This window comes from Moryella indoligenes, assembly GCF_030812885.1.
GTDB classification, from domain to species: Bacteria; Bacillota; Clostridia; order Lachnospirales; family Lachnospiraceae; genus Moryella; species Moryella indoligenes.
On the sequence record NZ_JAUSTO010000007.1, the window covers coordinates 43,819 to 62,754 of the forward strand.

Annotated in this window: 18 protein-coding genes; 16 read left to right on the forward strand and 2 right to left on the reverse strand. The window is 54.7% G+C overall.

The window, feature by feature from the left end:
• Positions 1 to 108: 108 nt before the first annotated feature.
• The 10 genes from J2S20_RS06615 (at position 109) to J2S20_RS06660 (ending at position 11,165) form a co-directional block, all read left to right on the forward strand.
• On the forward strand, positions 109 to 1,272 hold the full coding sequence (locus tag J2S20_RS06615; protein WP_307254390.1) for an iron-containing alcohol dehydrogenase: 1,164 nt from the start codon (positions 109 to 111) through the stop codon (positions 1,270 to 1,272).
• Positions 1,273 to 1,341: 69 nt separating this feature from the next.
• On the forward strand, positions 1,342 to 1,794 hold the full coding sequence (gene bcp, locus J2S20_RS06620) for a thioredoxin-dependent thiol peroxidase (RefSeq protein ID WP_307254391.1): 453 nt from the start codon (positions 1,342 to 1,344) through the stop codon (positions 1,792 to 1,794).
• Positions 1,795 to 1,818: 24 nt separating this feature from the next.
• Positions 1,819 to 2,568, forward strand: a complete 750-nt coding sequence (gene yaaA, locus J2S20_RS06625; protein WP_307254394.1) for a peroxide stress protein YaaA — start codon at positions 1,819 to 1,821, stop codon at positions 2,566 to 2,568.
• A gap of 19 nt (positions 2,569 to 2,587) precedes the next feature.
• Complete coding sequence (locus J2S20_RS06630) at positions 2,588 to 3,487, forward strand: CPBP family intramembrane glutamic endopeptidase (protein WP_307254396.1); 900 nt, start codon at positions 2,588 to 2,590, stop codon at positions 3,485 to 3,487.
• 236 nt (positions 3,488 to 3,723) lie between these two features.
• Positions 3,724 to 5,103 (forward strand): SPFH domain-containing protein, encoded by a 1,380-nt coding sequence (locus J2S20_RS06635; protein WP_307254398.1) that lies wholly within the window; start codon positions 3,724 to 3,726, stop codon positions 5,101 to 5,103.
• Positions 5,104 to 5,196: 93 nt separating this feature from the next.
• Positions 5,197 to 6,138, forward strand: a complete 942-nt coding sequence (locus J2S20_RS06640; protein WP_146137143.1) for an AEC family transporter — start codon at positions 5,197 to 5,199, stop codon at positions 6,136 to 6,138.
• Positions 6,139 to 6,256: 118 nt separating this feature from the next.
• Positions 6,257 to 6,901: a phosphoribosyltransferase gene (locus J2S20_RS06645; RefSeq protein WP_106612234.1), complete on the forward strand. Its 645-nt coding sequence runs from the start codon at positions 6,257 to 6,259 to the stop codon at positions 6,899 to 6,901.
• Positions 6,902 to 7,138: 237 nt separating this feature from the next.
• Positions 7,139 to 7,828, forward strand: coding sequence for a vitamin B12 dependent-methionine synthase activation domain-containing protein (locus J2S20_RS06650; RefSeq protein ID WP_307254404.1), 690 nt, complete (start codon positions 7,139 to 7,141; stop codon positions 7,826 to 7,828).
• Positions 7,825 to 10,311, forward strand: coding sequence for a homocysteine S-methyltransferase family protein (locus tag J2S20_RS06655; protein WP_307254406.1), 2,487 nt, complete (start codon positions 7,825 to 7,827; stop codon positions 10,309 to 10,311). Before J2S20_RS06650 ends, J2S20_RS06655 begins: the two co-directional genes overlap by 4 nt.
• 65 nt (positions 10,312 to 10,376) lie before the next feature.
• Positions 10,377 to 11,165 (forward strand): formate/nitrite transporter family protein, encoded by a 789-nt coding sequence (locus J2S20_RS06660; protein WP_106612336.1) that lies wholly within the window; start codon positions 10,377 to 10,379, stop codon positions 11,163 to 11,165.
• 113 nt (positions 11,166 to 11,278) lie between these two features.
• On the opposite strand, the gene upp is transcribed toward J2S20_RS06660, so the two are convergent.
• On the reverse strand, positions 11,279 to 11,908 hold the full coding sequence (upp, locus tag J2S20_RS06665; protein ID WP_307254409.1) for a uracil phosphoribosyltransferase: 630 nt from the start codon (positions 11,906 to 11,908) through the stop codon (positions 11,279 to 11,281).
• A 104-nt stretch (positions 11,909 to 12,012) separates the two neighbouring features.
• The gene (locus J2S20_RS06670; RefSeq protein ID WP_106612230.1) at positions 12,013 to 13,377 is read right to left on the reverse strand and encodes an alanine/glycine:cation symporter family protein; all 1,365 of its coding nucleotides are present in this window, start codon (positions 13,375 to 13,377) and stop codon (positions 12,013 to 12,015) included.
• A gap of 265 nt (positions 13,378 to 13,642) precedes the next feature.
• On the opposite strand from J2S20_RS06670, the gene J2S20_RS06675 reads away from it, so the two are divergent.
• Genes J2S20_RS06675 through J2S20_RS06700 form a run of 6 tightly spaced genes read left to right on the forward strand, consistent with a single transcriptional unit; the run spans position 13,643 to position 18,934 of the window.
• On the forward strand, positions 13,643 to 14,074 hold the full coding sequence (locus J2S20_RS06675; RefSeq protein ID WP_106612229.1) for a hypothetical protein: 432 nt from the start codon (positions 13,643 to 13,645) through the stop codon (positions 14,072 to 14,074).
• Positions 14,067 to 15,038: an ABC transporter permease gene (locus tag J2S20_RS06680; RefSeq protein WP_106612228.1), complete on the forward strand. Its 972-nt coding sequence runs from the start codon at positions 14,067 to 14,069 to the stop codon at positions 15,036 to 15,038. Before J2S20_RS06675 ends, J2S20_RS06680 begins: the two co-directional genes overlap by 8 nt.
• A 3-nt stretch (positions 15,039 to 15,041) precedes the next feature.
• On the forward strand, positions 15,042 to 15,923 hold the full coding sequence (cdaA, locus tag J2S20_RS06685; RefSeq protein ID WP_106612227.1) for a diadenylate cyclase CdaA: 882 nt from the start codon (positions 15,042 to 15,044) through the stop codon (positions 15,921 to 15,923).
• Positions 15,901 to 17,349: a CdaR family protein gene (locus J2S20_RS06690; protein WP_307254415.1), complete on the forward strand. Its 1,449-nt coding sequence runs from the start codon at positions 15,901 to 15,903 to the stop codon at positions 17,347 to 17,349. Before cdaA ends, J2S20_RS06690 begins: the two co-directional genes overlap by 23 nt.
• Before the next feature lie 30 nt (positions 17,350 to 17,379).
• A complete protein-coding gene (locus tag J2S20_RS06695; RefSeq protein ID WP_307254417.1) occupies positions 17,380 to 17,649 on the forward strand; it encodes an HPr family phosphocarrier protein in 270 nt (89 codons plus the stop codon).
• A 4-nt stretch (positions 17,650 to 17,653) separates the two neighbouring features.
• Positions 17,654 to 18,934: an O-antigen polymerase gene (locus J2S20_RS06700; protein WP_307254419.1), complete on the forward strand. Its 1,281-nt coding sequence runs from the start codon at positions 17,654 to 17,656 to the stop codon at positions 18,932 to 18,934.
• Positions 18,935 to 18,936 lie beyond the last annotated feature (2 nt).

The window sequence follows — 18,936 nt, forward strand, 5'->3', positions numbered from 1 at the left end:
CTGACGAAGGGAGCGCGGACACAAAACTTTCTCTTTTGAATGCGGAGAGTTGTGCTAAAATAAAAATTAAGATATTGGATGCCAGGCGGAGTGAGAGAGGAGCTTACGATGGTAAATTTTGAGTATCAGACACCGACCAGACTTATGTTTGGAAGAGATGCGATCAAAAAGCTGCCCGCTGTGATGGAGCGCTTCGGAAAACGCGTGCTGCTGAGCTATGGCGGCGGAAGCATCAAGAGAACAGGACTTTATGCGAAGGTGAAGGAGCTGCTTCCGGACTATGAGATCACGGAGCTCTCCGGCATCCAGCCGAATCCGAAGTACGATCCGAGCGTGCTGGACGGTGTGCGCCTTTGTAAGGAGAAGCAGATCGAGGTGATCCTTGCGGTCGGCGGGGGGAGCGTGCTGGACTGCTCAAAGGCCATTGCGGCAGGCGCATGCTATGATGGAGAGCCGTGGGATCTAATCAGCGGAAAGGTGAAGGCGAAGGCGGCACTTCCGATTGTCGATATCATCACGCTGGCGGCGACCGGCAGCGAGTACGACTGCGGAGGCGTGATCTCCCGCACGGAGACCAACGACAAGATAGGATATATGGATGCGCTTCTTTTTCCGGCGGTCTCCATTCTGGATCCGGTCTATACCTTCACAGTGTCGAGGCGGCAGACGGCGGCCGGAACCGCAGATGCGATGAATCATGTGATGGAGCAGTACTTCACCGGAGAGAGCACGCTTCTGAACGACGGCTTTATGGAGGCGACGCTGAAGAGCCTCATGGTTAATGTGCGAAAGGCGCTCGAGAATCCGGAGGACTACAATGCGCGCGCGGAGCTGATGCTTGACTGCACCTACGGCTGCAACGGCATACTGTCGCTGGGCAGCAGCTACTCCGGATGGCCATGTCACGGAATGGAGCACGCGCTCTCGGCTTATTACGACATCACCCACGGTGAGGGCCTTGCCATTATCACGCCGCGCTGGATGAAGCATATTTTGAGTGAGAAGACAGTGGAGCGCTTTGTGAAATACGGCGTAAATGTCTTTGGGATTGATCCGGGACTCGGGAAGTTTGAGATTGCGGAGCGCGCCATACAGGCGACCTATGATTTCTTTGCGTCCATCGGTATTCCGATGCATCTTAAGGAACTGGGTATTGACGAGGGACGAATCGATGAGATGGCGCGGCATGTGGCAGAGAATGAGGGGCTGGAGTATGCCTGGGCTCCGCTGAGACAGAGGGATATTGCGGATATCTTCCGGGCGTCGCTGTGAGCCGGGGGGATTGAAGCGAGGGTCATGCAGACTATTATACAGAGGCGGAAGCCGGAAGGAGACATCACCATGCTGGAAATCGGAACAAAGGCGCCGGAGTTTACGCTGCCGGATCAGAACGGAGAGCTGCACAGTCTGAGGGACTACCTGGGCAGAAAGGTTGTGCTCTACTTCTATCCGCGGGACAACACACCCGGCTGCACGAAGCAGGCCTGCAGCTTCGGGGAGCTCTATCCGCAGTTTACGGAGAAGGGAGCTGTGGTGCTGGGGGTCAGCAAGGACAGTGTGCAGTCGCACAAGAAATTTGAGGAGAAGTACGGTCTTCCCTTTACGCTGCTCTCGGATCCGGAGCTTCAGTGCATTCAGGCCTACGATGTCTGGAAGGAGAAGAAGAATTACGGGAAGGTCAGCATGGGAGTTGTTCGGACAAGCTACCTCATAGATGAGAGCGGCGTGATTGAGAAGGCCTTTGGCAAGGTGAAGGCGGCGGAGAATCCGCAGCAGATGCTGGAAACACTGTAAAATGCAAGAATCTGGGAGCTTCAGATGAGGATAATCATTTCACCTGCAAAGAAGATGAACCGGGAGGATGCACTTCCCTGGAGGACTGAGCCGTGCTTTTTAGGGCGCACGGAGGAGATAAGACAGTGCCTCAGGGAGAAGAGCTTTGAGGAGCTCCGGCAGCTCTGGGGCTGCAATGAAAAGCTTGCGGAGCTGAACTTCGAGCGTATTCAGGAGATGGAGCTTGACCGGAACTTAAGCCCTGCGATTCTCTGCTATGAGGGGCTGCAGTATCAGTACATGGCGCCGAAGGTTATGAGTGGGAAGGCGCTGGAATACCTGCAGCGCACGCTGCACATTCTGTCCGGCTTTTATGGGGTACTCAGGCCCTTTGACGGCATAGTCCCCTATCGCCTTGAGATGCAGGCGAAGCTTTCTGTCGGCGGCGCAAAGGATCTCTACGCGTACTGGGGAGCTGCACTCTGTCGTGCGCTGCTTGCGGACGGAGAGCGAGAGGTGCTGAATCTCGCGTCAAAGGAGTATTCGCGGGTGGTAGAGCCCTGGATTCCCGAGGAGGATGTCCGTTTTGTCAGCTGTATTTTTGCTGAGGAGAAGGCCGGAAGGAGGATTCAGAAGGCGACGCTTGCGAAGATGGCACGGGGGGAGATGGTTCGTTTTCTCGCAGAGCGGGAAGCGGAGTCCGTGGAGGAGGCAAAGAAGTTTACGGGGCTGGGCTTTTGTTTTGATGAGGCGGGCTCCGATGAGCGGGAATATCTGTTCTTAAAAAGGGCATGAGGCATGAAAGGATGATGGGATGGGGATGAGCAATATGGGACAGGAGCTGCGGCTCCCGGAGCAGCGAAAGGGGCGGCAGGGAGCAGGGAGGGCTGTGCGTCTTCTTCTGCTGGCACTGCTGCTTACCGCGAGCTATTCGTTGATACAGGACACGATAATGGTTCTGCTGGGGGAGCTGTTCTATGAGGAGCAGCTGGAGTGGATGGATAGACTTCCCTTCCTTCTGGACAGCCTGCTCACGCTGCCGCTCTTTTTTCTCTACGGCTGGGGCTACTGCTATTTCTTGCGTGGGCGTACAGGAGCGCCCGGGCTCTCCGCAAGGGACTTCACTCTGCGTCACTTTGGACTCTGCCTGCTGTATGCGCTGGGTGCACTGGGAATCTCAAATCTCTGGTTTGTTCTGCTGGAGCATGTGCTGCTTCCGAATGCCTTCTGGCAGGAGAGTCTGGACAGCTTCAGTGAGGCCTGGGACGGCGTTCAGCCCGGAGACTATCCCTTTATGCTTTTCTCCACCGTGCTGCTGGGCCCCGTGGTCGAGGAGATACTGTTCCGCGGGCTCATCATCAATGTGCTGGACCGGGTGAGGCGGGGGATGATGCCGGCAATCGTCTCGGGGCTGCTCTTCGGGCTCTTTCATATGGAGCCGGTGCAGGTGGTTTACACCGCGCTTCTGGGAATTGTGCTGGGGATCGTCTATGAGAGAACACGGCGGCTGGACATCACGATCACGATTCATATTTTGAATAATTTTCTTACGGAGGCTGCCGGCTGGCTGCCGACAGATGCACTGTATGAATGGCTGGTGCTGTTTGAGATGCTGCTCTGCCTGCCGCTGCTCTATTCTGTAGATACGGTGCGGCGCACAGGAAGCTTCCGTTTCCGGAGAGCCGGGGCTTCCGATACAATAGAAATCATCTGAACTCGGCCCATGAAGAGAAAATAGAAGGAGGAAGGACATGAAAAATTATAGGAAGTGGCACAAGTACAGTGCAGTCATTATGTTCATCAGCGCAGTGATCTGCATGTACACGGGACACCGCATGATGCATCCCAAAAAGAAGGTGTAATTCTGTATTATGCACTGTTTTTTCTGAAATATTTCTGGTAAAATCTTGAGTAGAACAAAAGTAGCTTTTGCCAATGAAAGGAGCAGGCATGGGACTGATTAAGGCAATAGCCGGAGCGGCGGGAGGCGTACTGGCAGACCAGTGGCGCGAATATTTCTACTGCGAAGCACTGGAGATGGATGTGCTGATGACCAAGGGTCATAAGCGCAGCGGAGCAAGATCCTCCAACACCAAGGGAAGCGACAATATTATCTCCAATGGCTCCGTTATAGCGGTGGCGGACGGACAGTGCATGATCATCGTGGATCAGGGCAAGGTCGCTGAGATCTGCGCGGAGCCCGGTGAATTTACCTACGACAGTTCCTCCGAGCCCTCAATTTTTTACGGATCCCTGAGTGAGAGCGTTGTACAGAGCTTCCAGAATATCGGCAAGCGTTTCACCTTCGGAGGGGAGCCGCCGAAGGACCAGAGGGTGTATTATCTGAACACCAAGGAGATCATGGGGAATAAATACGGGACGGCAAACCCGGTTCCCTTCCGTGTGGTAGATCAGAACATCGGATTGGATCTGGATATCGCAGTGCGCTGCTTCGGTGAGTACAGCTATAAGCTGACTGACCCTATCCTGTTCTACACGCATGTCTGTGGAAATCAGGCGCAGGAGTATCGCAGAGATCAGATTGACAGTCAGCTGAAGACAGAGCTGCTCACAGCGCTGCAGCCGGCCTTCGCAAAGATCTCTGATATGGGGATACGCTATTCGGCGGTGCCGGGGCATACCATGGAGCTCGCGGACGCATTGAATAATATTCTTTCGGAGAAATGGCGCGATCTGCGCGGCATCGAGATCATTTCCTTCGGCGTCTCCAGCATCAAGGCGAGCGAGGAAGATGAGAAGATGATCAAGGAGCTGCAGCGCAATGCGACCTTCCGCAATCCGAACATGGCGGCGGCACATCTGGTCGGCGCACAGGCGGCGGCGATGCAGGCGGCGGCGAGCAATCAGAGCGCAGGGCCGATGATGGCCTTCGCGGGTATGAATATGGCGGGAAATGCCGGCGGCATGAATGCACAGGGCCTCTTCGCCATGGGACAGCAGCAACAGATGCAACAGCAGCAGGCGCAGGCGGCGGCGCCTCAGATGCAGCCGCATTCCGCGGCGGCCGGTGCGACAGCCGGAGCGGGGACAGCGGGGCAGTGGACCTGCCCGTCCTGCGGACATCAGGCGAGCGGAAAGTTCTGCCCCGAGTGCGGCGCGAAGAAGCCGGAGCAGCCGGAGGGCTGGACCTGCCCGTCCTGCGGCAAGGTAAATCAGGGGAAGTTCTGCCAGGAGTGCGGCAGCAAGAAGCCTGCAGGCGTGCCGCAGTACAAGTGCGACAAGTGCGGCTGGCAGCCTGAGGATCCGACCAATCCTCCGAAGTTCTGCCCTGAGTGCGGAGATCCCTTTGGAGACGAGGATATTACCTGATTGGAATCTGATGTGAGGAGTATGGGAGTCACCCTGTGCTGTGCACAGGGTGACTCCTTGTCCGATGGTAAAACAGCCTGAAGGAGAGAAGCAGTGAATAGTTTGATGGTATCCCTGAATGCGGTACTGCCCTTTGTACTGTACATGAGCTTTGGTTATGGCGTGAGGAGATGCGGCATTGCATCTATGGAATTTCTGCGAAAGCTGAATGCACTGGTCTTCACCGCTTTCTTTCCGCTGATGATGTTCGATAACATCTATTCCATGAGCAGCGAGACTGTAATCAGTCCCTCCTTCATGCTGTTTTCCATACTCTCGGTGATCGTGGTGATCCTGCTCAGTACACTGATCACCGCCCGTCTGGTGCGGGACAGACAGAAGGTTCCGGTTCTGATTCAAGGTATATACCGGAGCAATATCCTGCTGTTTGCAATCCCGATCACGCGGACCATGTTCGGTGACGGACCTGTGGCGCTCGCGACAGCGCTTGTCGTGCTGATCGTACCGATCTACAATCTCTCAGCGGTGGTGCTGCTCGAATACTTCTCCGGGAGAGAGCGGAGCAGCCTTCTGGAGCTGCTCAGAAATATTGTCATGAATCCTCTGGTGCTGGGTGTGCTTGTGGGACTCGCCTTTCGTGCGCTGGGCATTCGGGTTCCGTATACTGCGATGAAAGTGGTGCGGCAGTATTCAGACATGACGACTCCGCTCGCCCTCTTTATTCTCGGCGGAACGCTGGAATTTGGAGCGATGAGAAGGAACATGCGCTATCTCATTGGAATCCTCGTGACGAAGCTTATGGTAGTTCCGGCGATCATGCTGCTGCTCGGCTGGGCCCTTGGCTTTGATGCGATGGAGCGCTTTGTCGTATTCACGCTTTACGCCACGCCGGTGGCGACGGCGACCTTTCCCATGGCCCAGGCCATGGGCGCGGATGCGGAGCTCGCAGGGGAGGAGGTCGTGTTGTCAACGACACTTTCTGTCGTGACGCTCTTTTTCTGGATTACACTCATGCAGAATATGGGAATGTTCTGAAGGAAAATGATAGTATCCTGCCGATTTTTGTGCAGAATCACGGCACCCCTATTGTGTCAGATAATATTTCGTTTTATAATACAGTTAACAAAATATACACACAAAGGAGGGCCTCACTATGAAGGATATTCAGTATTCCAAGATATACACCACAGGCTGCGGCGCCCCGCTCAAGATACGGAGCGGACATTTTGCTTCAAACCACGCGCATCTGAACTACTATATCGATGTGACGACCCTCAAGACGAGAGCGTCAGAGGCACATGAGATCGCGAATGCGCTCACGGCGATGTATCTTTACGGAACGGTGATAGATACGATTGTCTGTATGGAGGGAACAGATGTGATTGGTGCTTTTCTCTCTGAGGAGCTCACAAAATCCGGATTTCTCTCGACCAATGCGCATAAGACGATCTATGTCGTGCATCCTGAATTCAACATGAATTCGCAGCTTATATTCCGCGACAATCTGGTTTCGAAGATTGCAGGGAAGAATGTTATGATACTGATGGCGAGCGTGACGACGGGCAAGACGCTGAATAAGGTTCTGGAATGCATTCAGTACTATCAGGGAAAGCTTGCAGGTATCTCTGCGATCTTCAGCGCACTGGAGGAATATGACGGGATGCGTATTTCCGCAGTTTTCGGAAAAAGCGATCTGCCGGAATATGCCTCCTGGGACTATCGCGTCTGTCCGCTCTGCAAGGCGGGAGAGAAGCTGGATGCGCTGGTGAATGCCTATGGCTATGCTTCTCTGGGATGACACAGGATATATTTTCACGGAGAGAGCGTGTTTTTGAAGTGAGAGAAGCTGAGGCGCTGCGTCGGTGCGGGAGCTGTGCTGAGTAAGGCTGCTGAAGTGATTCATTTTTCCCTGCAAAATCTGTGAGTGGATTTTGCAGGGATTTTTGATGAGAGGTTTCCCGAACAGCTTCCTGTTCCTGGAATTTGAGCTGTCCCTGTGATAAAATGGCAAAAAATCCTGAGGGGGAATCACAGCTTGAAAGAGCCGGAGATTACAGAGATCAATCACAGAGAAATATACCGCTATCTGGGCTGTCGCGGCCGGATTCCGGAGGGAGAACTCACAGAATTGGTAGAGAGCTGTGCGGCGGAGCTTTTAAAAAGGGCGGAGCCAAGACATATACTTTGCCGCGTTCCCCTGGAATTTATCAAGCCGTCGCACATGAAGCTCGCCGGAATGGAGATTTGGAGCCGTGATCTCGGCAGGAATCTCCGTGGATGCAGAGAGGCATATCTCATGGCTGCGACATTGGGTTTTGCGCCTGAGCAGCTCATCCGGCGGGCTGAGGCGCTGGGACAGCAGAGCAGGGCGCTCATCTGTGATGCCGCGGCAAGCGCCATGATAGAGACTTATTGTGACGCGTTGAATGACGCGCTGCGGAAGGAGGTCGTGGCAGAGGGCCATGTACTGAGGCCGCGCTTTTCCCCCGGGTACGGAGACCTCTCGCTGAGCCTGCAGACGGAGTTCATGCGCGTGCTGCAGCTTAAGAGGCAGCTTGGGATTACGCTGACGGAGAGTCTTCTCATGCTGCCGTCGAAGTCTGTGACTGCGGTCATCGGAATTGCGGAGGCAGAGAAAGCGGACGGGAAAGAAGAGGGGCAGCTGCGCTGCGCGGATTGCAGTCAGGAGCATTGCATCTATTCATACAGTGAGGCGGAGAAATGAAGAGGCTATTTTCAGAGCGGCTCGGGAGAGAAAGACTATACTGGGACGGCGGAACGGGCTCTGTTCTTCAGGCCAGAGGCTTAAGGGGTGGGGAGCTTCCGGAGCGCTGGAACCTCACGAGACCGGAGGAGATCAGGGCGCTTGCGGAGGCATATTACCTTGCGGGCAGTGACATTGTGAACAGCAATACCTTTGGCGCGAACCGCCTGCATTATCCGGATCGCAAAGAGCTGCGGGAGATCGTACAGCGAGGTGTGTGTCTTGCGGCAGAGGGACGGAGACTGGCGGGAAGAAAGGACGCCTTTGTGGCGCTGGATGTGGGGCCAACGGGCAGACTGCTCTCCCCGATGGGAGATCTCGACTTTGAGGAAGCTGTGGAAATATTTGCGGAGGTGATGCACTGGGGCGAGGAGGCAGGCGCAGAGCTCATTCTGATTGAGACGATGAGTGACAGTCTGGAGGCAAAGGCTGCCGTACTTGCCGCAAAGGAACACACAGCTCTCCCGGTCTGTGTCACCATGGTTTACGATGAAAAAGGAAAGCTGCTCACCGGCGGAACGGTGCAGAGTGTGACCGCGATGCTGGAGGGATTGCGCGTCGATGCACTCGGCGTGAACTGCGGCTTCGGTCCGCGCAAGTTTGTGCCGTTGGTCAGAGAGCTCATGGAGATCAGCTCCCTTCCTGTGATTGCTAGCCCGAATGCGGGGTTGCCCGGCGTGCGGGAGGGGCAGATAGTGTATGATCTCGGCGCGGAGGAGTTTGCGGAGGAGATGTGTGCCATCGCAGAGTTGGGAGTACAGGTACTTGGTGGATGCTGCGGCACGACGCCGGAGTATATCCGGAGGGAGATTGAGAAGACACGGGGGATTCCGTTCCGGAGGCCGGAGCCAAAGCATCGCTCTGTGATATCCTCTTTCTCCCGGGTAGTGGAGATCGGAAACCGTCCGGTGATCATAGGGGAGCGCATCAATCCGACCGGGAAGCAGGAGCTAAAGGACGCGCTGCGGAGCGGTCAGCTGGAGTACCTTCTGGAGCAGGGAATCTCACAGGAGGAGGCAGGAGCGGAGGTTCTGGACGTCAACGTGGGATTACCGGATATTGATGAGCCTGCTCTGCTGGAGCGGGTTGTTGTCAGTCTTCAGTCTGTCACGGCACTGCCTCTGCAGCTGGACACAACAAATCCGGCGGCGCTGGAGCGGGGGCTCCGCTGCTACAACGGCAAGGCTCTGATTAATTCTGTCAATGGGAAGCAGGAGAGTATGGATGCAGTTTTTCCGCTGGCGGCCAAGTATGGCGGGGTGGTGGTGGCGCTCGCGCTGGATGAGGGCGGAATACCGGAGACTGCGGAAGGGAGAATCGCTGTCGCAAGAAAGATATACCGCGAGGCAAAGCGCTATGGAATCGCTGCGGAGGATATCGTGGTCGATGGTCTTGCCATGACGATATCCACGGACGGCACGGCTGCGCAGACGACGCTGGAGACTGTGCGGCGGGTGTGCGACGAGCTGGGGGGACATTCCATACTCGGGGTCTCCAATATATCCTTTGGCTTACCGCAGCGCGATATGCTGAATGCATTCTTCTTTGCCATGGCGCTGCAGAGCGGGCTCTCGCTCGCAATTGTCAATCCGAACAGCGAGGCGATGATGGCAGCCTTTCATGCACATCTGGCGCTCTCCGGAGCGGATGCGCAGTGCGCGGAGTATGTGCGTCGCTATGCCTCTGCCCCGGCACTGTTTCAGGGCGGAGAGCCGGGACAGTGTGTGTCGAGGGTACGAGGTGCAGAGAAAGGGCAGACAGAGGAAGCAGAAGAGGGAGCAGAAGAGGGAGCTGGAGTGGTTTCGACTGCGCTGGGAGAGAGCATACGAAACGGAATGAAGCGGAGGGCGGCGGAGGCCGCGGAGACTGCAATTCAAAGCGGAGCAGATCCGCTGGAGCTCGTAAACCGCGAGCTGATCCCTGCGCTTGATGCTGTGGGACGAGGCTTTGAGCGCGGTGACATTTTCCTGCCGCAGCTTCTCATGAGTGCAGAGGCGGCAAAGGCCGCCTTTCAGCCGGTAAAGGAAGCACTGCGTGGAACGGAGCGCCCCTCGAAAGGAAAGATTATTCTTGCCACAGTGAAGGGAGATATTCATGATATTGGCAAGAATATCGTAAAAGTGCTGCTGGAGAACTATGGCTACGAGGTGCTGGATCTCGGAAAGGATGTCCGGCCGGATCTGGTTGCGGAGACCACCGTCCGGGAGCAGGTGAAGCTGGTCGGGCTCAGCGCGCTGATGACGACGACAGTAGTCGGAATGGAGGAAACCATCGCGCTGCTCAGAGAGCAGAGTCCGGAGACAAAGATCGTCGTCGGCGGTGCAGTGATGACGCAGCGCTATGCGGAGCGGATCGGAGCTGACTGCTATGCGCGGGAGGCCATGGATACAGTGCGCTACGCAGATCAGATTCTCGGAAAGGAAAGTTTTGACGGAGGGTTATAAAATGTGATATGATGCTCACGTCTGTGCCAAAAGGCACAGAGAAAAAAGGGAAGAAGGGATATGAGATGAATGCACCTGCAGAAATTGCGGCAAATTATGTAAAGGTCGGAAAAGGAAAGATTGAGCTTCCGACCCTGAATATGTTTTTGCTCTCCCTGCTGGCCGGTATGTACATTGCATTTGGTGCAATTGGAAGCCAGGCAGCGGCACTCCTTGTACAGCCTGCGGCGCTTGGCAAGTTCATGGGGGCCTGGGTATTTCCGACGGGGCTTATGCTCGTGCTGCTGGCGGGGGCAGAGCTCTTTACGGGAAACTGTCTGCTGGTTATTCCTGTGCTGCAGGGCGAGGCCGGTCTCACGGGGATGCTCCGAAGCTGGGCGATTGTCTTTGTCGGAAATCTTGCAGGCGGGATGCTGATCGCGGCAGCGGCGACAAAGTCACATGTCTTTTCTCAGTGTGACGGCGCGTTTGCAGAGACCGTGGTCAGAGTCGCCGGGGCGAAGACTTCGCTCTCATTTTCCGACGCCTTTTTCAGGGGAATACTCTGTAATATCCTGGTCTGTCTCGCGGTGTGGGCTGCATTTGCCGCCAGAGAGCTGGCCGGAAAGATACTGGCGCTCTACCTTCCGATCATGGTCTTTGTGCTCTCAGGCTATGAGCACTCGATTGCAAATGCTTATTTTATTCCGGCGGGGATTTTTGCCGCGGGAGAGTACGGCATTGCCGCGGAGGGGCTTGGCTGGTACGGATTTTTTGTTCGGAATCTGCTTCCGGTGACGCTTGGCAATATTGTCGGAGGTGTGCTGATCGGCATCATTTACTGGGCAGTTTATCTGAGAGGAAAGAAGAGCTGAGTGGAAATCGCTGTGTGAATGGACAGCAGCTTTTCAAACAGTATTATGAATAAAGTAAAAAGTCCGGCAGAATTCTCTTTTGGGGATTCTGCCGGATTTTCGTACAGTGCCTTTTATTTGGTTCCGAAGATGCGGTCTCCGGCATCGCCGAGACCGGGAAGAATATAGGCGCTTTCGTTCAGCTGACGATCCAGATGTCCGACATAGATCTGAACGTCCGGATGTTCCTTTTTGAGCCGCTCAAGTCCCTCAGGAGCCGCAATGATGCACATGAATTTGATCTTTCTTCCGCCGTGCTGCTTGATGAGATTCAATGCGCCACAGGCGGAACCTCCAGTTGCGAGCATGGGGTCGGTGACAACGATTGTGCGCTCCTCAATCGGTGTTGGCAGCTTGCAGTAATACTCCACCGGATCATGGGTCTCAGGGTCGCGGTACAGTCCGATGTGTCCGACCTTCGCAGTGGGAACCAGAGCGAGGATGCCGCTTACCATGCCGAGGCCTGCCCGGAGTATGGGGACAATCGCGAGCTTCCGTCCTGCGATCACCGGGGACGGAGTGATCTCCAGTGGTGTCTCTACATCTATGTTCTCCGTTGCGAGATCGCTCAGCGCCTCATAGCCCATGAGCATTCCGATCTCTTCCACCAGCTTGCGGAACTCATTCGTTCCGGTTGTCCTGTCACGAAGACGTGTGATTTTGTGCTGTACCAGCGGATGCCTGTTAATGAATACTTCTCCCATATCCGTCCTTTCCCGACTTGATTGTCTGTGCTGTTTTCACCTTTCAGAATATTCATAAGTTCTTCCTGATTCTAGCACTTTCAAGCGCGTAATACAACGCCAAGTCAGTTGGCTTCGTCCTGGTCAAAGGCCGATTTTGCTACCATGCGATGCAGCGCAAGCACGGCTAGCAGATTTGGTATGACCATGAGACCATTGAACATATCGGACATATCCCAGACGAGATTCACCTTCAGCATGGAGCCGATCAGGATGCAGATGACGACGATGACGGCATAGAGCTTCACTGCGCCCTGTCCGAAGAGCACCTTTACATTGGCCTCTCCGAAGAAGTACCAGCTGATGATTGTGGAGAAGGCGAAGAAGAGCAGGCAGATCGCGACGAAGCCGCTGCCGAGCTTTCCGAGCCCTGTGGAGAAAGCCGCCTGTGCAAGCACAGTGCCGGTGCGTCCGCCGCTCACCGGCTCCAGTACGCCGGAGGAGAGGATGACGAGGGCCGTCATGTTCAGAACCACAAAGGTGTCGATGAAGACGCCGATCATGGCGGTCTCACCCTGATCTCCCGGTTTTTCAACCTTTGCCATTGCATGTGCGTGTGGAGTGGAACCCATGCCGGCCTCATTTGAGAAGAGTCCGCGGGCCACACCGAAGCGGACTGCAGCTTTTACAGTGAGTCCGGATGCTGCGCCGTAAACTGCTTCCGGACGGAAGGCACAGATGAAGATGGATGCGATGGCCGAGGGAAGATTGCGGTAGTTGATGAAGAGCACGGTGACACCGCCGATGAGATAGAGCAGGGCCATGACGGGGACAATTTTCTCCGTGAATGCGGCGATGCGGGAAATACCTCCGATGAAGATGAAGCCCGCAATAAAGGCGCAGAGCACGCCGACCGCGACTTTCGGAATGCCAAAGGCCTCATAGAAGGCCTCGCTGATGGAATTGGACTGCACCATGTTTCCCATGAAGCCGAGTGCCAGAATGATTGCGATTGAGAAGAAGGCACCGAGGAAGCTGCCAAAGGGGCCGCGGAAGGCTGCGTGAATGTAGTGCACCGGACCGCCGCTGATATGACCGCTTGCGTCGCGGGTGCGTGTCTTCTGCGCGAGCACCGCCTCACCGTAGATGGTCGCCATGCCGAAGAAGGCAGAGATCCACATCCAGAAGATGGCACCGGGACCGCCGGAGAAGAGCGCTGTCGCACAGCCTGCGATATTTCCTGTGCCTACCTGTGCGGCGATCGCGGTGGTGAGCGCCTGAAAAGAGCTCATTCCATCCTTATCTGCGCGGTCTCCGTTGAGGGAGAAGCCGGAAAATACGCGTTTCCAGGCGCGCCGGAAGAGACGTATCTGGACAAAGCGGGTGCGGAAGCTGTAGAAGATTCCGGTTCCGACCAGAAGGAACAGAAGCAGGTTCCGATCCCACAGGATACCGTTGATGAATGATACGATGCGACTCAGCATTTCCATAGTAACCCCCCCGTAGTAAGTGCTTTTTGGCTTTTGTCGCCCATATTAACATGTGAAGCCGTGCAGGTCAATAAAAAGTTTGCTGTATGCGGTCATTTGTCCGCAAGAGAGAGAGCTCTGCATGAAGGGGAAAATGCGCGGGCGGGCAGACTCGAGCTTTTTAAACAGCCGAAAATCTTGCGAAAAGAGTAAAGAAGTTGTCAGTTTCCTTTTAATATGGCTTTGTGCTATACTGATAACGAACATCTGGAAGGAAGGTTCATCCATGCTGAACGAAGATAAAATCCGGCTGATGAATGAGATCGCCATATATGCGAAGCGCGAGGGCAGAAGGGAAAATCCCGCGCAGAAATATTTTCGCGGAGACTATGTGGCAAAGCACGTGCTTCAGTCTTTTTTTGCCTATACGCTGAGTGCGGCACTGTTTCTCGGGGTGTTCTCTCTCTATCGGCTGGAGGCTATTCTGTCCATGGTGAATGTGATGGATGTGCTGGAAAAGCTGAAGCATATCCTGATTTTTTATGTGCTGGGGCTGTTATTGTTTGAGGCGCTGACAGTCATCATATACAGAAGAAAATACAGTGAGGCGAAGGAGAGACGTCTTAAGCACCTCACGCGTCTGAACCGTCTGAAAAAGCGCTATGAGATTCAGAATCGCCAGAGGGAGCTGATAAAGGAGGGCGGAAGAAATGCTTAAGCTTCTGGTCCTTCGGGACAGGGTCAAACAGCTGTACGGCAGATATAGCAGCGCTGTGAGTATGGCGCTGCGCTTTTTGCTGTCTCTTAGTTCCATGCTCCTCTTAAATGGTGCGCTGGGCTATATGAAGGCGCTGCGGGCGCCGTTTATTCCGCTGGCGCTTGCCTTTGTCTCCGCCTTCTGTCCCTGGGGCGGAATCTGCTGGATTCTCGCCTTCTTTCTGCTCGCGCATATCTTTGCGGTGTCTCTGGAATTTGCTCTTTTCACAGCGGCTTTTCTTCTGATTGTTGCACTGCTCTACTACGGCTTTACGCCGGGAGACAGTGTCCTTCTGATCATTACGCCGCTGTTGTTTGTGCTGAAGCTTCCCTATCTTGTTCCTATTCTGGTCGGGCTCAGCGGTGCGCTTGCAGCAGTGATTCCCATGAGCTGCGGCGTTGTGATCTACTATATTCTTCAGTATGTGCGGGGAAATGCCGGTCCGCTGACCAATGTGGACTCTGTGGATATTGCACAGAAATATGTGCAGATGCTGAACGGTGTCATCATGAACCGCGGAATGCTGCTCTTTATTATTGCTTTTGCGATGGCAGCAATTGTGGTCTGGCTGATCCATTCCCTCTCAGTCTCCAATGCCTGGGAATGGGCTGTTTTCGCGGGGATGCTGGTGCTGCTTCTGGTCTTTTTTGGCGGTGTATTTCTCTATGGCATTAAACTTGACATTCTTCCGCTCATTCTGGGCTGTGTGCTCTCAGGGGGTGCTGCGGAGCTGTACCGCTTCTTTGTGTTCAGTGTGGATTACAGCCGGACAGAGTATACGCAGTTTGAGGATGATGATTATTACTACTATGTAAAAGCGGTTCCAAAGGTCTCGGTCTCCGCGCCGGATCTGAAGATACAGAAGATCAATACGGCCAGACGGCCAAAGCGCGCCAGGGATGGCGGAAGTAAGAACAAGGGGTAAGTGATGCAGCTGATGATGGAGTATCTTAGGGCGATGCTCGGGATGGCGCCGAGAATCACGCTGACGGGTGTGATTGAGATTGCGCTGATCGCCTGGATGGCATATGAATTTTTAAACTGGATCAGAGATACAAAGGCGTGGATCCTTCTGCGCGGTCTGATCTTTATCTTTGCTTTTGTGATTTTCTGCGTGATTCTGCATCTGGACACGATACTCTGGATACTGGGGCGGGTCGCAACCATCGCTGTGACGGCGCTGATCATCGTCTTTCAGCCGGAGCTCAGAAAGGCGCTGGAACAGCTTGGCAGCAGAAATTTTCTCACCTCCTTCAATAAAATGATTGCGGATGATGCAGATGCCTCGCAGTTTTCTGAACATACCATTAATGAGCTGGTGAAGGCCTCCTATGAGTTGGGGCGCGCGAAGACAGGTGCGCTGATGGTGATAGAGCAGGAGATTTCTCTGGGGGACATCGTCAGAACCGGAATTGATATCAACGGCATTGTCTCCAGTCAGCTGCTCATCAATATTTTTGAGCACAACACGCCTCTGCATGACGGAGCGGTGATTATCCGGGGCAATACGATTGCTTCGGCGACCTGTTATCTGCCGCTCTCGGACAATCTGTCCATCTCAAAGGAACTCGGCACACGTCACCGCGCAGCCATCGGAATCAGCGAGACGACAGACTCGGTCACGATTGTGGTTTCTGAGGAGACAGGCAAGGTATCAGTGGCCCGCAATGGAAGGCTGACGGTGATCCGTGACGCAGATACGCTACGCGGCATTCTGCAGGGACTGACAGCAGAGCAGGAGCCTCAGAGGCGTTTTGGCTTCAGCTTTCTGAGAGGGAAGGGGAAGAATGAAAGAAAGAGTGGTCAATAATCTGAGTCTGAAGCTCCTTTCGGTAGGATTGGCCTTTATTATCTGGCTGGCTGTCGTCAATATCTCAAATCCGGAGGTAACGAGAACCAAGACGGTCAGTCTGAATGTTGTAAACGGAGATGTCCTGAGCAATGCAGGCAAGGCCTACGAGGTGCAGAATGGTGAGACAGTAGTGGTGAGCTATCAGGTGAGAACCAGAGACGCCTATCGTATCACCGCGGATGATTTTCGCGCGAGCATCGATCTGCGCGATCTCTATGCGGTGACCGGCTCTGTTCCGGTCACGGTAGAGGTCATGAGGAACAAGGAGCTGATCAGCGGCACACCGACTGCACGGCCGGGGGTGGTTCGGGTTCTCACGGAGGATATCCAGAATAAGAGCTTCTCGCTCACAACCGCAACCGACGGGACTCCGGCGGATGGCTTCGAGGTGGGAAGTATGACACTCACGCCTGCGACAGTTATGGTCAGCGGCCCAGTGTCACAGGTCGGCAGGATCAGCTCGGCAGGTGTCCGGGTCAGTGTTGAGGGTATCTCGGACGATCAAATGGGCCATGCAGATGTCACCTATTATGACGCAAATGGAAATGAGATTTCCTTTGCGGAGGGGGAGATCTCCGTAGAGCCGAAGGAGATCTATTATGACATTGACATGCTTCGGGGAAAGAGCCTGCCGCTCAGCTTTACAGTGAGCGGAGAGGCTGCGGAGGGCTTTCGTCTCAGTGGGACAGAGTGTAGTGTGAAGTCCGTGGCTGTTGTAGGAGAGCACAGTCTGCTGGAGAATCTCACAGAGCTGAAGGTGTCCGGCCCCATGCTCAGCATTGAGGGGGCCAGGGAAGACAAGGATGTGACGCTGGATTTGAATCATTTCCTTCCGGATGGCGTAACAGTCAGCGGCAATCCTATCATCGTGGTGACGCTGAAGGTGGAGGCTCTGAACACAAAGGCGTTTCAGCTCTCGCTCGCCAGCGGGATCGATACGCGGGGCAAAAGGGAGGATTATGTATATCAGCTGACGCCGGATCTGCTCTCTGTGGAGCTGAGTGGTCTTCCGGAGGAACTGGCAGAGGTAGACGCAGCGGATTTAAAGGCGTATATTGACCTTACAGGCTTTGGTGTTGGGCTTCATGCGGGTGAGCTGAGGCTCACCGCGCCGGAGGGAACGACAGTCGCATCTGTCACACCCTTTACCGTGGTAGTCAGTCCGGAAAATGAGGGGCCCGGTGCACAGGCTGTAACGACGAGAGCAGCGGAGGAGACGCAGGATGAGAGCTCACAGAAGGAAACTGTGGGACCCGCAGATGAGAGCGCCGGGGAGACTCCGCATGGTGAGGCTGAATCGGAGGCCGCCACTGCCGGAAAGGATCATACAGCTGCTGCGTCAGAAGTGGGCGAGAGCAGTAAAACCAAGGCAAATCAGCAGTGAAAATCGATTGCAGAACAGGGGAGGAGAGCTATGGTCAGTCAGAAGGTTACGGTGCATAATCCCAGTGGACTTCATCTGAGACCGGCAGGAAATCTGTGCAAGGAGGCTCTGAAGTACAAGTGCAGAGTGGAGCTTCTGTTTCAGGGGAACGAGGCAAATGCGAAGAGCGTATTGAGTGTACTCGGAGCCTGTGTGAAGTGCGGGGATGAGATCGAGTACCGCTGCACGGGAGAGGATGAGGATGCTGCGCTCGCAGCGATGGTTGCCCTGACGGAGAGAGGCTTCGGAGAGGCAGAGTGAGCGTATGCCAGTTTATCTCATATCGTATCTTTCCAGTTTTCTGTTTGCCCGGATAGCGCAGTATGCTTTATCCGGGTTTGTTTTAATCTTTGCTGCTCTGGTGCTCTTTCTCTCAGATATGCGGAGAGGGGGCACGCCGCTGCATCTGAGAGCGCTCTATTCTCTGGGTTTTGTCGGCGGTCAGGGGATATCCTGTCTGAAGCTATCAAAATTGCAGACCAGCTGGGAGTGGCAGACCTGGGCAGCGCTCTTTCTCGCCTATACCGTGTTCTGGTTGGCCTTTGAGCTGTGCAGGCTCAACGCGGGACATGCAGCAATCAGGCAGCGGGGACGGAGAAGCAGATCTCTGAACAGCGGGAGACTCTTTCTTGCGATTGTCGGCATCACCCTCATCTCATGGATTGCGTTTTTGCTGGAGGTCCGTCTGCTGGGCTATGCTCCGCTCCTTGTGCGCGGCGTGCCCCATGCCTATTCATATTTTCATGTGAGCGGAGTGCACTACTTCACTGTATCCTGTGTGCTTGTGCCATCCCTCGCCGTGCTGTGGTTTGAGACGGAGCGGGAGCTCAGCCAGCGAAGAACACTGGGCGTGCTGCTCTGTGTTGTCTGCTCCTTTCTCATACCTCTGCTCTGTGTGTCGAGATTTCAGCTGATCCTTGCCGCGGTGACCGCGGCCTTCACGCTGCTCACACTGGAGCGGGGACAGATTCCGCTCTGGATTGCGCTGCCGGCAGGGCTCACACTGCTTCTTCTGTATGTGCTGCTCACGCTTGCGCGGAGCCATAGCGTCAGTTATTTGAACGATATCTTTGAGATGAAGCGGTCTCTTCCCATTTTTCTGAGTCAGCCCTATATTTATATTGCAAATAACTATGACAATCTGAACTGCCTCATCCGGGATTTGCCTGCACATACGCTTGGTCTGCGCGTGCTTTTTCCGCTCTGGGCGCTGACGGGACTCAAGTTCGTGTTTCCGTCTCTTGCGAGCTTTCCGCTGTACGTGACGAAGACGGAGCTCACGACAGTCACTCTTTTTTATGACGCGTGGTACGATTTCGGCATGCTGGGTATCGTCGTGTTTGCTGCACTGCTGGGGATACTGTCCTTTTATCTGGAGGAGAGACTTTTACAGGAGCATCACCCGCTTTTTTCCGTCTTCTATGCGCAGTTTGCTCTCTATATGGCACTTTCCTTTTTTACAACCTGGTTTTCCAATCCGGCGACCTGGTTTTACTTTATCGAGACTGCAGCGGTCTATCTCTTTGTGCGCGGCAGAAGGCGCTGAGA